Raw genomic sequence first — 13,471 nt, forward strand, 5'->3', positions numbered from 1 at the left:
CAGGAATTGGGGATTACCGGACATTCGTCCGTTTAAAGCTGGGATTCGGGATTCGAAACGGCGTGCGGATCATTGCCTTCCCGAATCCCCAATCCCCGCGCCCCAATCCCGCCACACGGGGTTGACCGCGTCAGCCGTAAACCCCGTGTGGCTTGATCCACCCCATCCAGATCGCCAGCAGCACCAGCAGGATCAGTCCGACCGACAGGCCGATGCGGCGCGTGAGCGCCTTCACCGTGCGGTCGGTCGTGCCCTTGTCGGTCATCATGTAGAACAGCGCGCTGCCCAGGTTCCACAGGATCAGCAGCACGAAGGCGATGATCAGCAGCAACTTCAGCGAGTCGTTCATCACCATCGCAGGCTCCGGGACACGGGGTGTATGCGGCGATTATTGCAGCCTATAGAGCGCCGCGCGTGAGTCTGCGTAGTACCCGCATCATCGGCTGGACGCTGGCCGTGTTGACGATCGCGGCCTTCGTATCACTGGGTCAGTGGCAGCTGTCACGGATGAGCCAGAAGCAGGCGACGCTCGATGCGGTGGCCGTGACGCTCGATGCCCGCACGCCCGTCTCCCTGTCCGCCGCCGGCGACGCCGCCCGCGCCCGTGACTACGACTGGAGCGGCGGTCGCGGCCGCTTCGTCGACCGTCCGGCCTTTGTGCTCGACAACCAGATCCAGGCCGGCGTGCCGGGCCTGCGCGTGTATCGCCTGTTCGCGCCCGACGATGCGCCGCCGTTGCTGGTCGATCTGGGCTGGACCGCGCTCGTCGAGCGCAGCACGCGCCTGCCCGATGCCGCCATCGTGCGCGGCGACGGTCTGCTCGGCCGCGATCTCGAACTGCGCGGCCTGCTCGCGCCGCCGCCATCGCCGGGTCTTGCGCTCGGCCCGGCGCTCACGCCCGGCGGCGCGGTCCTGATGACCCGGATCGACATCCCGGCGATTGCGGCTGAAACCGGGCTGCCGACGTTGCCGCCGCGGGTATTGCGGCTCGACCCCGCGCTCGATGTCGGCTATCTCCGCGATCTCGATGTGCTGCCCAACACGCTCACGCCCGACAAGCATCTGGGGTACGCGGTGCAGTGGTTCGGGCTGGCCCTCGCGGTGCTCGTCATCGCCCTCGTGCTCACGTTCCGGACCCGCCGCCGATGAATCCGTCTCCCGCGCCGACACTGCCGCCCGCGCAGCGCAACCGTAACCGCATGCTGTTCGTGCTGATCGTGGTGCTGTTTCTCGGCAGCGCCGTGGTCGCCGGCGCGTTGCGGTTCTCGGGCTGGCGCCCGGAGGGCATGCAGAACAAGGGCGAGCTGCTCGACCCGCCCGGGGATCTGCGCACGCATCCGCTGCACCTGATTGACGGCGGCAGTTACGAATGGCGTCCGGCCGAGCGGCGCTGGCGCATCCTTGTCGCGCCGCCGCGCGATTGCGCGCAGGCCTGCGTCGAGCTGTCGCAGCAGCTCGATCTGGTGTGGCAGCTGTTCGGGCGCAATGCCGATCACGTCGACATCCTGTGGGCGGGCGCGGTGCCCGAGGGCGCGGTGCGCAATCCGGCGTGGCGGCTCGTCGAAGCTGACCCGGCGCTGCGTGCGACATTACCGCGCGTCGACGGCGGACCCGGCGAGGCGGACAATGGCGTCCCGGCCTACGTTGTGGACCCGAACGGGTTCGTGATCCTGCGCTACGCCCCCGGCTTCGATCCGGGCGATCTGCGCAGCGACATGGCCAAGCTGCTGAAACTCAAGTGATGACCCACACACCTCCCACGCGCGCGACATCGTTCCGTCCGGCGACCCACAAGCATTTCCACCGCATCGCCTGGCTCGCCACCGCGCTGACGCTGTGCGTGATCGTGTTCGGCGCTTTCGTGCGGCTGTCCGATGCGGGACTCAGCTGTCCCGACTGGCCCACGTGCTACGGCCGCGCGGCGTGGCCGCAGGCCGCGTCGGAAGTCGTCGACCACACGGCGAGCGCGATCCGCGAGTTCGAATGGCACAAGGCCTGGCGTGAGCAGGTCCACCGCCATCTGGCGGCGACGCTGGGCGTGCTGGTGCTGGGTCTCGCGCTGCTGGCCGCGCGCCGTCGCCGCTTCGGCATGCTGCAGATCATCGGTGCGTCGGCGCTGGTCGCGCTCGCGATTCCGCTGTACATGCAGGGCCACGTCATGGCCGCGCTCGGCATCGCCGCGCTCGGCGAAGCGCTGCTGCTGATCGCCGCCTTGCGCTGGTCAAATGTCGATCTCGCCCGCGCGGCCGCGCTGACGCTGGCGGTGGTGATCTTCCAGGCGCTGCTCGGCAAGTGGACGGTCACCATGCTGCTCAAGCCGGTGATCGTCATGGGTCATCTGCTCGGCGGCATGCTGACGTTCTCGCTGCTGCTGTGGATGGCGTGGCGAGCGACGGTGCAGCCGATCGTGCTGGTCGATGCGCCGACGCTGCGTCGCTGGACACTCGGCGCAATCGCTCTGGTCGGCGTGCAGATCGCGCTCGGCGGCTGGGTCAGCGCGAACTACGCCGCGCTCGCCTGCGGCGCCGGCGGCTGGGTCACCGATGCGCACCATTACGTGGATTTCCCGAAGTGCGTGGGCGAATGGTGGCCGCAGGCCGACTTCCGCGAAGGCTTCGTGCTGTGGCGCGGGGTGGGCGTGGATTACGAGGGCGGCGTGCTCGACGGCGCGGCGCGCGTGGCGATCCAGCTCGCGCACCGGGTCATGGCGATCGCGGTGTTCGCGTATCTGATCGCATTCGTCGCGCGCCTGCTGCGCACGCCGGGCCTGCGCGGCTGGGCGGTCGCGCTCGCGCTGCTGACCTGCGCGCAGGTCGCGTTGGGCGTGCTCAACGTCAAGCTCGCGCTGCCGTTGCCGGTCGCGGTCTTGCACAACGGCGGCGCCGCGTTGCTGCTGTTCGTGCTGGTGTCGCTGCTCGCGCGCCTCAAGCGCCCGGACTGACATGGCGATCCAGGCACGCGACTACTGGACGCTGACCAAGCCACGCGTGGTGGCGCTGATTGTGTTCACCGCGCTGGTCGGCATGTTTCTGGCCGTACCCGGCCTGCCGCCGTGGCAGGAGACGGTGTTCGGCCTGCTCGGCATCTGGCTGGCGGCGGCGTCTGCGGCGGCGATCAACCATCTGATCGACCAGCGCATCGACAAGGTCATGGCGCGGACCGCGCATCGCCCACTTGCCACGGGGGCGTTGCGCCCGGTGCAGGTGCTGGTGTTCGCGCTGGCGCTGGGCGCGCTGTCGATGGCGATCCTGGTCCTGCTGGTCAACGTGCTGACCGCCGCGCTGACGTTCGCCTCGCTGATCGGCTACGCGGTGATCTATACCGGGTGGCTGAAGCGCGCGACGCCGCAGAACATCGTCATCGGCGGCGTGGCCGGCGCAGCGCCGCCGCTGCTGGGCTGGGCGGCGGTGACCAATATGCAGGGCCAGTGGGACTGGGCGCATGCGCTGCTGCTGGTGCTGATCATCTTCGTGTGGACGCCGCCGCATTTCTGGGCACTGGCGATCTTCCGCCGCGAGGATTACGCGCGCGCGCTGGTGCCGATGCTGCCGGTGACCCACGGCGTGGCGTACACGCGCTGGCAGATCCTGATCTACACGGTGCTGCTGGTGGTGATCACCTTGCTGCCGGTCGCGATCGGCATGAGCGGGGTGTTCTATCTCGGCGGCGCCGTGGTGCTCGGCCTGGTGTTCCTCTGGTACGCGTGGCGGCTGCTGGATCCGCCGGACGAGTTCTTCGCGATGCGGATGTTCAACTATTCGGTCGTGTACCTGATGGCGCTGTTCGCGTTCCTGCTCGTCGACCACTGGCTGCTGCCGTGGTTGCCGGGCGCCGGCGCCGCGGCCGGTGGACTGGATTTCCAGCGCGTCGGCTGATGATCGCCGCATCCGCTCCGGCGGGCGCAGGGCCCGCCGGCGCAGTGGACCTCAGGACTTCTTCGCGGCCTTCTCGGCCCGCTTTTCCTTCAGGGTCTTGACCGGCTTCTTCTTGGTCTCTTTCTTCTTGTCGAGGCTCTTGGCCATCGTCGCGCTCCGCTGGGATCCGTTGGGGCGGCGAGGAACGCAGGTTCCGCGCCGGATGTGATCCCGCGCTGGGCCGGATCACCGCGCATGCTACGCCGGAACCCGCTGGACGCCCATCGCTGCGCGTGACGCGGGGCGAAACGGCACGACACGCGCCATGTCTGCAGCGCGGCCGCAGGCGGGGCGTTCTAGCGCCGGCAGAACATGAATACGTTAAAATCGCGCCGGCCAGCCATCCAGCGCCTGCCGGTCGCCAGCGCACCTCCATAGACGACGCCTGCGCGACACGCGTCCGCGTCCCGATCAGGACACTTCGATGACACATCTTCATGCGCTGCTGCCGCAGCGCGATCTGCGTTTCACCCGTCGCGTCCTCGGCATGGGCGGCGGTTATCTGCTGGGTCTGCTGCTGTTGATCGCGGCGGGCGGCATGGCCTGGTGGCAGGCCCCGGGTCTGATCGAAGACCAGCAGATCCGCAGCAACCCGCTTGAGCTCGAGGACTACCTCCTGCGCGACGGTCGCTGCACCACGCGCAAGGCGGTCCTGACGGACTGCGAGGCCGATGTCGCCTATGAGGTCGACGGCGTCCACTACGAGAAGCAGATCACGCTGATGTTCCTGTCGGTCTCGCGCGGCGACTACGAAGCCAGCCTGGTGGTCGCCGCAGACGATCCGTCCAAGGCCGCCCTGAGCATCGGCCTGGAGCGGTACTGGAACCGCGTGGCGTTCTTCCTGGTGGTGTTCGGAGTGCTCGCCCTCGGCGGCATCTACAGCCTGGTGGCGACGGCCCGCAACAACGGCGTCAACCGCGCCGCGCAGCAGCCGCAGCGCTGGATCCCGGAACTGGTCGACATCAAGGCGGCGCAGTCCTCGTTCGGCGGCACGCTGGTGACGTACGCCTATGGGCCGGAAACCGGACGTCGCGCGCCCAAGGAGAATTCGCGCTTCGGCAAGCGGGAGGAGCCCCTGCTGGTGGACGCTGCCGACGGCGAAATGCGCGCCCTTGCCCTGCGTCCGGTCAAGGGCGGCAAGCCGCTTCTGCTCGATGCCGGATTGCGGCGCATCGATCTGACCGAAACCGAGCGCGAAGCGGCATTCGCCGTCCTCAACGCTGTGCCGGTGGCGACGGCCTGACCGACAGGTGACCTGTGGTCAGCGTCCGGATGGGTTCATCCGGACGCACCCCGGCCCGCAAAGGTCTGCGTCCGCATCGCGGAGGCCACCAGCGCAGACAACACGGGTGTCTGGGTCGACGGCACCGCGTCTCAGCCGCCAGCCACGACAAGGGCCGTCGGCGCAGGCTGCAGGCAGGCGTCGGGATCGCCGTCGAGGCCGGCCGGCATCTCGCAAGCGCGCGGCTCGAAATCGAGCGTGGCCTGCCAGCCCGTCCGGGTGCCAGGGGTCAATGCGACCTGCACGTCGACATCGCGGATCGTCACCCGCGTGGTCTGCTGCGCGTCGCCGCGCATGGCCCAGCCATCGAGCGTATGGGCGAGCGTGGGGTCGAGCAGACGATTGGCTTCGAGCAGCTGGCGGGTTTGCGCCAGCGCCTCGGGATGGTCGAGCGTGCCACCGCCGGGCTGGATGTGCACGCCGACCAGCAGGCCGCCGTGCTGCTTGAAGGCGACCCGGTCGGCCGGCACGACGATCTGCTGGCCGTTGGGCAGGCGCAGGGTCACATCGCGCGCCTGCGTGATCGTGTGCTCGGCGACCAGGGTGCCATTCTTCTGCGGCCAGCCCAGGTCGACCTGTTCGGCGACCGGCGCGGCGAGATCGATATGCAGCGGCTTGGCCAGCGGCGGCGCGGTGTCGATCCTGGCGCAGGCGCCCAGCAACAGCGCGGTGGCGAGGACAAGACCGGCGCCGAGGCGGCCGGACGGAAGGCGGGTGGATCGGATCATGGTGACGACCTTTCGGGGAGGGAAAAGGACGGGGCACCGCGCCGACCCCGTCTATGCGGAGATTCGGCGGACACATGGTGCTGGACGGACAGGACGGACCGACGCAATCGCGTCATCTCGTACCGGTCGATCCCCCTGCGGGAATCAGACCAGCGCGATAGTTAAGAAGTCGTCATCGCCACGTAAGCAGTCCGTCTGAAACGCGCACATTGCGGCCTCAGCGTGCCCGCTGCAGCAACAGGTCCCGAAGGGCCTGCTTGCCGGACGCGTCCAGGGTGCCCGCCCGCTGCTGCCCCAGCAGATCGTCGATCCGCTGCTGCAGCACCTGCCGGTCGAGCTGCTCGATCGCGTCCCGCAACTCCTGGCCCCAGGAGGCCTCGTCACCGGCGAGATCATGGGTCGCGAGCTTGCGCAAGGCCGGGCCTTCGTCGCGGTCCTCGAACTGCGACAGCAATCCGCCGGTGGTGATATCAGGCCGCACGCTGCCGATGGCGATCAGCTCGGTCAGCAGTTCGATACCGGGCTGGCGCAGGGCGACGAAGGGATAGGGCGGCGGCAGTTCCGCTGCAAGGCCGGGCTTCTGCAGCAGCAGGGCGATGGCGTGCCGCACCACGCTGCGCTTGGGCGGTGGCGCGCCGCGTCCGCCGCGCAGCATGCGTCGTGGCGCGGCCTGCGGCTGCGCCTGCGCGCTCGCGCCGCCGAGCCCGGTGAGCTCGCCCAGGCGCTGGCGCATCAGGTCGGCGAAGGCACCGTCTGGAATCTGCGCCAGCATCGGCTTGGCGCGTTCGGCCAGACGGGCCTTGCCGTCCAGCGTCGACAGGTTGATGCCCTCGCCCAGGGTGTCGAAGAAGAACGTCGACAGCGGAGTCGCCTGGGCCAGGCGTGCCTCGAAGCCGGGCGCGCCTTCGCTGCGGACGATGGTGTCGGGATCCTCGCCATCGGGCAGGAACAGGAAGAACGCCTGGCGGCCGTCGCGCATGCGCGGCAGCACCGATTCCATCGCACGCGTCGCGGCGCGGCGGCCGGCGGCATCACCGTCGAAGCAGAAGAACACGTCGGGTGCGTTGCGGAACAGCAGCTCGGCGTGATCGGGTGTGGTCGCCGTGCCCAGCGTGGCGACCGCCTGCGGCACGCCGAACTGGAACAGCGACACCACGTCCATGTAGCCCTCGACCACCACCAGCCGCTCGATCTTCTGGTTGGCCTGGCGCACCTGCCACAGGCCGTAGAGTTCGCGGCCCTTGTGGAACAGCGGCGTCTCGGGCGAGTTGAGGTATTTGGGCGAGTCTTCCGGCTTGAGTACACGGCCGCCGAACGCGATCACGCGGCCGCGGCGGTCGTGGATCGGGAAGATCACCCGGTCGCGGAACTTGTCGTAGCTGTGGCCGCGGTCGTTCTTCGACAGCAGGCCCACCTTCTCCAGCACCGCGATGCGGCGTGCGTCGTCCTTGCCCAGCGCGTCTTTCAGCGCGGAGAAGCCGTCGGGCGCGTAGCCGATCGCGAACTGGTCGCGGATTGTGGCGTCGACACCACGTCCATCGAGATAGCTGCGCGCCGTGTCGTTGCCGGCGAGCTCGCGGACGAAGAAACGCGACGCGGCATCGAGCGCGTCGTACATCGGCGCGCTGTCGGGGCGCGCCTCACGCTGCTGCGTGTCGCGCGGAATTTCCATGCCGGCGCGCTTGGCCAGCTCATCGACCGCATCGAGAAATTCGAGGCGGTCGTAATTCATCAGGAAGCTGATCGCAGTGCCGTGCGCGCCGCAGCCGAAGCAGTGATAGAACTGCTTGGTCGGCGACACGGTGAAGCTCGCCGAGCGTTCGTCATGGAACGGGCAGCGCGACGAATACTCCTTGCCCTGACGTTTCAGCGGCACGCGCGCGTTGATCACTTCGACGATGTCGGTGCGCGCCAACAAGTCGTCGATGAAGGCGTCGGGGATGCGCGCCATCAGCGTTCGGCCCGCAGGCATGCGCCGGCCGCGGCAGCGGGGCCGACGCGGAACGAGGGAAGGGCAGGGAGCGCGACGCGGATCATGCGGGCGCTAGGATGCCACGCGCACGCGCTGCCGCGTCGGTGCAACGCTCAGCGGTCGGGCGACGGACCGTTCGCCAGCGCGGCGGCCTGCCGCTCGGCGCGCTTGCGCAGCGCGCGGTCGACCGAGGCCCGCCGCAGACGCTCGTCGATGACCGCCGTGATCAGCGCGCCGACGAAGAAGATCGTCGCCGCGTAATACATCCAGATCAGCAGGATGACCAGCGTACCGAACGAGCCGTAGGCGCTGCCCGGCGCGGCATGGGTGAGATACAGGCCGATGCCCCAGCGGCCCACCACGAACAGCATGGACGTCACGGCACCGCCGAACAGCGCCTGCCGCCAGCGCACGCGGCGGTCGGGCAGGTAGTGGTAGAGCAGGGCGAAGGCCAGCGAATAGATCACCAGCATCAGCGTGTTGCCAACGAAGGGCAGGATCGACGGCACATTGGCGAAGATCACCTCCACCGCGGTCGTCATCAGCGTCGACACCAGCACCAGGAAGCCCAGCGCGAACACCACGCCGGCCGAAAACACACGCTTGCGCAGAAAGGCCAGCAGCCCGCCTGGAATGCGGTCGCCGTCGGTGCGGAAGATCAGGTTCAACGTGCCCTGCAGCTGCGCGAACACCACGGTGGCACCGACGAAGAGCAGGAGCGTGCTCCACAGTCCCGCCAACGAGCCGACATCGGGCTCGGCGTTGGCATTCTGGATCACCGTATTGGCAACCGTCATCGCGCCTTCGCCGGCCAGTTCGCCGATCTGCTCGAGCAGCGCTTCCTGCGCCGCCGGATACAGCGACGCGGTGATCCACAGCACCAGGATCAGCAGCGGCGCCAGCGAGATCAGCGTGTAGAACGACAGCGACGCGGCCTGGCTCAGCAGGTCGGCGTCGACGAAGCGCTTGACCAGTGCCGCAGGCAGACTGTCTTCGAGCCGGGACACACGCTTGTCGATACGCGTGCGGAGTCGACCCCAGCGCGTATGGCGGACGGGTGCGTCGGCTTCGTCGTTGTCTTGCGGCGATGGGCTCATGCGGGGCGAGTCGAGGGGGCTGGTGCGTGGTACGCCTGCAGCCACTGTGGCGGTGCCGTCACCTTATGCACCGCGTCGTATCGGCGCGTGAAGCGCTGCGCCGCATCAGCCGCGTGCATCGGCGAGTGCACGCAGGGCGTTTCCTTCGAGGCGCTGCACCGTCCAGCCATCCTGCGGCAGTGCGCCGAGCGCGCGATAGAAGCCGAGCGCGGGCGCGTTCCAGTCCAGCACCGTCCATTCGAACCGGCCACAGCCGCGTTCGACAGCGAGCGCGGCCAGATGGCGCATCAAGCGCGCGCCGACGCCGCGGCCGCGATATGCCGGACGCACGAACAGATTTTCCAGATACAGACCGCGGCGGCCGAGGAAGGTCGAGAACGTGTGGAAGAACAGCGCGAAGCCGGCGGGCGCACCGTCGACCTCGGCGATCACGACTTCCGCCGCGGGCGCGCCGCCGAACAGGGCGTCGGCGAGCAGTGCCTCGTCGGCAACGACGGCATCGGACAGGCGCTCGAAATCCGCCAGTTCGCGAATCAGCGCGAGCACCAGCGGCATGTCGTCCGGACGTGCGGGACGCAGGACGATGCCGTCGTCGGCGCGCGTCATCAGTTCGACAGCGACTGCTTCACCAGGCGCGACACCAGGCCCATGTCGGCCTTGCCGGCCAGCATCGGCTTCAGCACGCCCATCAGCTTGCCGATGTCGGCCGGGCCGGCGGCGCCGGTTTCGGCCTTGGCGCTGGCGATCGCGGCCAGGATCTCGTCTTCGCCGAGCTTCTCCGGCAGATAGCGCTCGATGATGACGATCTCCTCGCGCTCGACCTGGGCCAGGTCCTCGCGGCTGGCTGCCTCGAACTGGCTCACCGAATCACGGCGCTGCTTGACCATCTTCTCGAGCGCGGCCAGCACGGCGGCATCGTCGAGTTCGATGCGCTCGTCGACTTCACGCTGCTTGACCGCGGCCAGCATCAGGCGGATCACGCCCAGGGCGTGCTTGTCGCCGCCCTTCATCGCGGCCTTCATGTCTTCGGTGAGTTGCTGCTTCAGGGTCATGTTGGGCTCCGGGTGCAACGGGTGCGGGAGGCGCCGGGACCGGACCGGTCCGCGGCGGAAACGACAAAAAGCCGGCGGCGCAATGCGCTGCCGGCTTTTCGCGTCATCGAACGGTCGAACCGGGGAAGCCCCGGCCCGGGCCGATCAATACAGGCGCTGGCGCTTGGTGACGTCGCGCGAAACGCGACGCGACTGACGCTTCACTGCAGCAGCAGCCTTGCGCTTGCGTTCCTGGGTCGGCTTCTCGTAAAACTCGCGCTTGCGGGTTTCGGCGAGCACACCGGCCTTCTCGCAGGTGCGCTTGAATCGACGCAGCGCAAACTCGAAGGGCTCGTTTTCGCGGACTTTGACGCTTGGCATGGAATCTCCGGGGATCTGATCGTCCGGTCCTTGTGGCCGGCTCGAATCGAATTTCGAATGCGATACCACCGGGCTCAGCCCCGGCGAGCCGCGTATCATAGCCGTCCCCCGCAGCGGTGTGCAAGCCGTGGGGCCGCCGCGCCCGACGCGGCCTTCCGTTCCGCTTCGAAGGCAGTCCCCCGATGAAAGTCCTCGGCATCGAAACCTCCTGCGACGAAACCGGCGTGGCCGTCTACGACACCGCGATCGGCGGCGCGGCCGGCCTGCGTGCGCATGCGGTCTACAGCCAGATCGCGCTGCACGCCGAATACGGCGGCGTGGTGCCCGAGCTCGCCAGCCGCGACCACGTGCGCAAATTGCTGCCGCTGGTGCGGCAGACGCTGGACGAGGCCGGCCTGTCGACCGGCGATATCGACGGCGTGGCCTACACCGCCGGCCCCGGGCTGGTCGGCGCGCTGCTGGTCGGCGCCGGCGTCGCCCGCGCGCTGGCCTGGGGCCTCGACGTGCCCGCGATCGGCGTGCATCACATGGAAGGCCACCTGCTGGCGCCGTTGATGGAAGACGATCCGCCGGCGGCGCCATTCGTCGCGCTGCTGGTGTCGGGCGGGCATACCCAATTGGTGGCGGTCGACGCGATCGGCAGCTATCGCCTGCTCGGCGAGACCCTCGACGACGCGGCGGGCGAGGCCTTCGACAAGACCGCGAAGATGATGGGCCTGCCGTATCCCGGTGGCCCGCAGCTGGCGGCCCTGGCGGAACACGGCACGCCCGGCGTGTTCAAGTTCCCCCGTCCGATGACCACGCGCCCGGGCCTGGATTTCAGTTTCAGCGGGCTCAAGACCCAGGTGCTGCTGGCCTGGCAGGGCAGCGACCAGACCGATGCGACCAAGGCCGACATCGCGCGCGGCTTCGAGGATGCAGTGGTCGACACGCTGGCGATCAAGTGCGCGCGCGCGCTGGATGCCACGGGTTTCGACACGCTGATCGTCGCCGGCGGCGTCGGCGCGAACACGCGGCTGCGCGAGAAGCTGCGCGCCGACGCGCAGCGTCGCGGGGGTCGGGTGTGCTTCCCGCGCCCGGCGCTGTGCACCGACAACGGCGCGATGATCGCCTTCGCCGGCGCGCTGCGCCTCGAAGCCGGCCAGCACGGCGATGCGGCGGTGCATGTGGTGCCGCGTTGGGATATGGCGTCGTTGCCGCCGCTCACGGCGGCGTGACCCGTCACGCGACGCCGTCGCATCGCTGCCGCTAAGCTGCGGACTTTCCGCCGCATGCAATCGCCGCCATGGACAAAGTCTTCATCGAAGGCCTCGAGATCGAGGCGCTGATCGGCATCTACGACTGGGAGCGAAGGATCCGCCAGCCACTGGTGTTCGATGTCGAGATGGCGTTCGACAACCGCGTGCCAGCGGCCAGCGACGACATCCATGACACGCTGAACTACAAGGCGGTCAGCAAGCGTCTGATCGATTACGTCTCCGCGTCCGAGTTCGGTCTCGTCGAGACGCTCGCCGAGCGCTGCGCGGCGATCGTGATCGAGGAGTTCAAGGTCGACTGGGTACGATTGAAGCTCAGCAAGCCGGGCGCGGTGCGTGGTGCACGCGCGGTCGGCGTCCATATCGAACGTACGCGTCAGGCCTGATCGAAAGCCTGCGCGGCGTTGCGCGCAGGAGCGTTCCATCCGATGCACCCCCAGCTCGAGCAACTCCAGACCACCCTCGCACCGTATCCCTGGGCCTACACCGTCACGGTGCTGTGCGCGGTCCTACTGGTGGCATGGCTGGCCAACTTTCTGACCAAGCGCGTGCTGCTGCGCGGGCTGCGGCAGTTGTTACTGAAGTCGCCGCTTGGGGGCGCGCAGCACGACCACGAGGTCCGGCTGCAGGTCATTCCGCGGCTCGCGAACGTGGTGCCGGCGCTGGTGATCTCGGCCGGTGTCTCGCTGGTGCCCGACCTGCCGTCGCAGCTGGTGACCGTGGTCGAGGCCTTGTGCCAGGTATTCGTGGTGGTAACGATCGCGCTGGCGGTGTCGAAGGCGCTCGATACGATCAACCGCAGTTACGAGCAGCGTCCCGATGCGCGGAACAAGCCGATCAAGGGTTACCTGCAGGTCGCCAAGATCGTCATGTTCGCGCTGGTCGCGATCTCGGCGGTGGCGACGTTGATCGGCGCGGAGTTCCTGCACATCGTCACCGGTCTGGGCGCGATGACCGCGGTGCTGCTGCTGATCTTTCAGGACACCCTCCTGTCGCTGGTCGCCAGCGTGCAGATCAGCAACGACGGCCGTGTGCGCGTGGGTGACTGGATCGAGATGCCGGGCCAGAACGCCGACGGCGACGTCATCGACATCGCCCTGCACACCGTCACCGTGCGCAATTTCGACCGCACCGTGACCACGGTGCCGACCAAGAAGCTGGTCAGCGATTCGTTCAAGAACTGGCGTCACATGTCCGAGGGCGGTGGCCGCCGGATCAAGCGCGCGCTGCTGCTCGACCAGCGCAGCGTGCGGTTCCTGGAGCCGGAGGAGATCGCGAGGTTCCGCCGTTTCACCGTGCTCGACGGCTATCTCGACCGAAAGGACGCGGAGCTGCGCGCCTGGAACGCGACGCTGGCCGAGCGCGGCGCCGAGCCGGTCAACCATCGCAGGGTGACCAACCTCGGTACGTTCCGCGCCTACATCGAGCATTACCTGCGCAACCATCCGGACATCAACCAGGACCTGACGATGCTGGTCCGCCAGCTGCAACCGACGGAAACCGGTCTGCCGCTCGAGGTCTGGGCATTCACCTCCAGCACCGCGTGGGGTGTCTACGAAGGCATCCAGTCGGACATCTTCGACCACCTGCTGGCGATCCTGCCGGAGTTCGACCTGCGCGTGTTCCAGGCGCACAGCGATGCGCCAGTGGACGTCAATCTGCGGCGGCTGGACGACACCGATCCGGCCCCGGCCGCCGATGCGCGACCTCCGCGTGCCGCGCCGCCGTTGTCGGCACCCGACGCAGGCTGAGCCGCACCCCGCGTCTCGCATGGACGCGGGGCAATCGGCGATCATGGCGCCCCCACCGG

15 protein-coding genes are annotated in these 13,471 nt (G+C 68.5%); 8 read left to right on the plus strand and 7 right to left on the minus strand.

Going from position 1 to position 13,471, the window contains the following annotated elements:
• Positions 1-130 precede the first annotated feature (130 nt).
• The gene (locus J2X52_RS02415) at positions 131-349 is read right to left on the minus strand and encodes a twin transmembrane helix small protein (RefSeq protein WP_232136828.1); all 219 of its coding nucleotides are present in this window, start codon (positions 347-349) and stop codon (positions 131-133) included.
• Positions 350-414: 65 nt separating this feature from the next.
• Between J2X52_RS02415 and J2X52_RS02420 the strand changes: the two genes are divergently transcribed.
• From J2X52_RS02420 to J2X52_RS02440, 5 genes are all read left to right on the plus strand, one after another.
• Positions 415-1,149: an SURF1 family protein gene (locus tag J2X52_RS02420; RefSeq protein ID WP_310148119.1), complete on the plus strand. Its 735-nt coding sequence runs from the start codon at positions 415-417 to the stop codon at positions 1,147-1,149.
• Positions 1,146-1,742 (plus strand): hypothetical protein, encoded by a 597-nt coding sequence (locus J2X52_RS02425; protein WP_310148122.1) that lies wholly within the window; start codon positions 1,146-1,148, stop codon positions 1,740-1,742. Before J2X52_RS02420 ends, J2X52_RS02425 begins: the two co-directional genes overlap by 4 nt.
• Positions 1,742-2,941: a COX15/CtaA family protein gene (locus tag J2X52_RS02430; protein ID WP_310148124.1), complete on the plus strand. Its 1,200-nt coding sequence runs from the start codon at positions 1,742-1,744 to the stop codon at positions 2,939-2,941. The genes J2X52_RS02425 and J2X52_RS02430 overlap by 1 nt, the downstream gene beginning before the upstream one ends.
• 1 nt (position 2,942) lies before the next feature.
• Positions 2,943-3,875: a heme o synthase gene (gene cyoE / locus J2X52_RS02435; protein WP_310148127.1), complete on the plus strand. Its 933-nt coding sequence runs from the start codon at positions 2,943-2,945 to the stop codon at positions 3,873-3,875.
• Positions 3,876-4,338: 463 nt separating this feature from the next.
• On the plus strand, positions 4,339-5,157 hold the full coding sequence (locus tag J2X52_RS02440; protein ID WP_310148129.1) for a hypothetical protein: 819 nt from the start codon (positions 4,339-4,341) through the stop codon (positions 5,155-5,157).
• A gap of 131 nt (positions 5,158-5,288) precedes the next feature.
• Here the strand turns inward: J2X52_RS02440 and J2X52_RS02445 are convergent, their stop codons facing one another.
• The 6 genes from J2X52_RS02445 to rpsU form a co-directional block, all read right to left on the minus strand.
• Positions 5,289-5,924 carry a hypothetical protein gene (locus J2X52_RS02445; RefSeq protein ID WP_310148132.1) on the minus strand — a complete coding sequence of 212 codons (636 nt, stop codon included), beginning with the start codon at positions 5,922-5,924 and terminating at the stop codon, positions 5,289-5,291.
• 217 nt (positions 5,925-6,141) lie between these two features.
• Complete coding sequence (dnaG, locus tag J2X52_RS02450; protein ID WP_310148824.1) at positions 6,142-7,875, minus strand: DNA primase; 1,734 nt, start codon at positions 7,873-7,875, stop codon at positions 6,142-6,144.
• A 134-nt stretch (positions 7,876-8,009) separates the two neighbouring features.
• Positions 8,010-8,993, minus strand: coding sequence for a YihY/virulence factor BrkB family protein (locus J2X52_RS02455; RefSeq protein WP_310148134.1), 984 nt, complete (start codon positions 8,991-8,993; stop codon positions 8,010-8,012).
• A 105-nt stretch (positions 8,994-9,098) separates the two neighbouring features.
• Positions 9,099-9,599, minus strand: coding sequence for a GNAT family N-acetyltransferase (locus tag J2X52_RS02460; protein WP_310148137.1), 501 nt, complete (start codon positions 9,597-9,599; stop codon positions 9,099-9,101).
• A complete protein-coding gene (locus J2X52_RS02465) occupies positions 9,599-10,045 on the minus strand; it encodes a GatB/YqeY domain-containing protein (protein ID WP_310148139.1) in 447 nt (148 codons plus the stop codon). Before J2X52_RS02465 ends, J2X52_RS02460 begins: the two co-directional genes overlap by 1 nt.
• Before the next feature lie 144 nt (positions 10,046-10,189).
• Positions 10,190-10,405: a 30S ribosomal protein S21 gene (gene rpsU, locus J2X52_RS02470; protein ID WP_101926061.1), complete on the minus strand. Its 216-nt coding sequence runs from the start codon at positions 10,403-10,405 to the stop codon at positions 10,190-10,192.
• Between the two features lie 182 nt (positions 10,406-10,587).
• Here rpsU and tsaD point away from each other — a divergent pair, with 182 nt between their 5' ends.
• From tsaD to J2X52_RS02485, 3 genes are all read left to right on the plus strand, one after another.
• Positions 10,588-11,622 (plus strand): tRNA (adenosine(37)-N6)-threonylcarbamoyltransferase complex transferase subunit TsaD, encoded by a 1,035-nt coding sequence (gene tsaD, locus J2X52_RS02475; RefSeq protein WP_310148145.1) that lies wholly within the window; start codon positions 10,588-10,590, stop codon positions 11,620-11,622.
• 68 nt (positions 11,623-11,690) lie between these two features.
• Complete coding sequence (gene folB, locus J2X52_RS02480; RefSeq protein ID WP_310148148.1) at positions 11,691-12,047, plus strand: dihydroneopterin aldolase; 357 nt, start codon at positions 11,691-11,693, stop codon at positions 12,045-12,047.
• 42 nt (positions 12,048-12,089) lie between these two features.
• Positions 12,090-13,412, plus strand: coding sequence for a mechanosensitive ion channel family protein (locus J2X52_RS02485; protein ID WP_310148151.1), 1,323 nt, complete (start codon positions 12,090-12,092; stop codon positions 13,410-13,412).
• Positions 13,413-13,471 lie beyond the last annotated feature (59 nt).

Source organism: Luteimonas sp. 3794 (genome assembly GCF_031456825.1).
In the GTDB taxonomy this organism is placed as follows: domain Bacteria; phylum Pseudomonadota; class Gammaproteobacteria; order Xanthomonadales; family Xanthomonadaceae; genus Luteimonas.

Bases quoted from the DNA above. Each gene is read 5' to 3' on its own strand.
- J2X52_RS02415 (WP_232136828.1), bottom strand. From the start codon at position 349: ATGAACGACTCGCTGAAGTTGCTGCTGATCATCGCCTTCGTGCTGCTG.
- J2X52_RS02425 (WP_310148122.1), top strand. From the start codon at position 1,146: ATGAATCCGTCTCCCGCGCCGACACTGCCGCCCGCGCAGCGCAACCGT.
- J2X52_RS02430 (WP_310148124.1), top strand. From the start codon at position 1,742: ATGACCCACACACCTCCCACGCGCGCGACATCGTTCCGTCCGGCGACC.
- cyoE (WP_310148127.1), top strand. From the start codon at position 2,943: ATGGCGATCCAGGCACGCGACTACTGGACGCTGACCAAGCCACGCGTG.
- J2X52_RS02440 (WP_310148129.1), top strand. From the start codon at position 4,339: ATGACACATCTTCATGCGCTGCTGCCGCAGCGCGATCTGCGTTTCACC.
- J2X52_RS02445 (WP_310148132.1), bottom strand. From the start codon at position 5,924: ATGATCCGATCCACCCGCCTTCCGTCCGGCCGCCTCGGCGCCGGTCTT.
- dnaG (WP_310148824.1), bottom strand. From the start codon at position 7,875: ATGGCGCGCATCCCCGACGCCTTCATCGACGACTTGTTGGCGCGCACC.
- J2X52_RS02455 (WP_310148134.1), bottom strand. From the start codon at position 8,993: ATGAGCCCATCGCCGCAAGACAACGACGAAGCCGACGCACCCGTCCGC.
- J2X52_RS02460 (WP_310148137.1), bottom strand. From the start codon at position 9,599: ATGACGCGCGCCGACGACGGCATCGTCCTGCGTCCCGCACGTCCGGAC.
- J2X52_RS02465 (WP_310148139.1), bottom strand. From the start codon at position 10,045: ATGACCCTGAAGCAGCAACTCACCGAAGACATGAAGGCCGCGATGAAG.
- rpsU (WP_101926061.1), bottom strand. From the start codon at position 10,405: ATGCCAAGCGTCAAAGTCCGCGAAAACGAGCCCTTCGAGTTTGCGCTG.
- tsaD (WP_310148145.1), top strand. From the start codon at position 10,588: ATGAAAGTCCTCGGCATCGAAACCTCCTGCGACGAAACCGGCGTGGCC.
- folB (WP_310148148.1), top strand. From the start codon at position 11,691: ATGGACAAAGTCTTCATCGAAGGCCTCGAGATCGAGGCGCTGATCGGC.
- J2X52_RS02485 (WP_310148151.1), top strand. From the start codon at position 12,090: ATGCACCCCCAGCTCGAGCAACTCCAGACCACCCTCGCACCGTATCCC.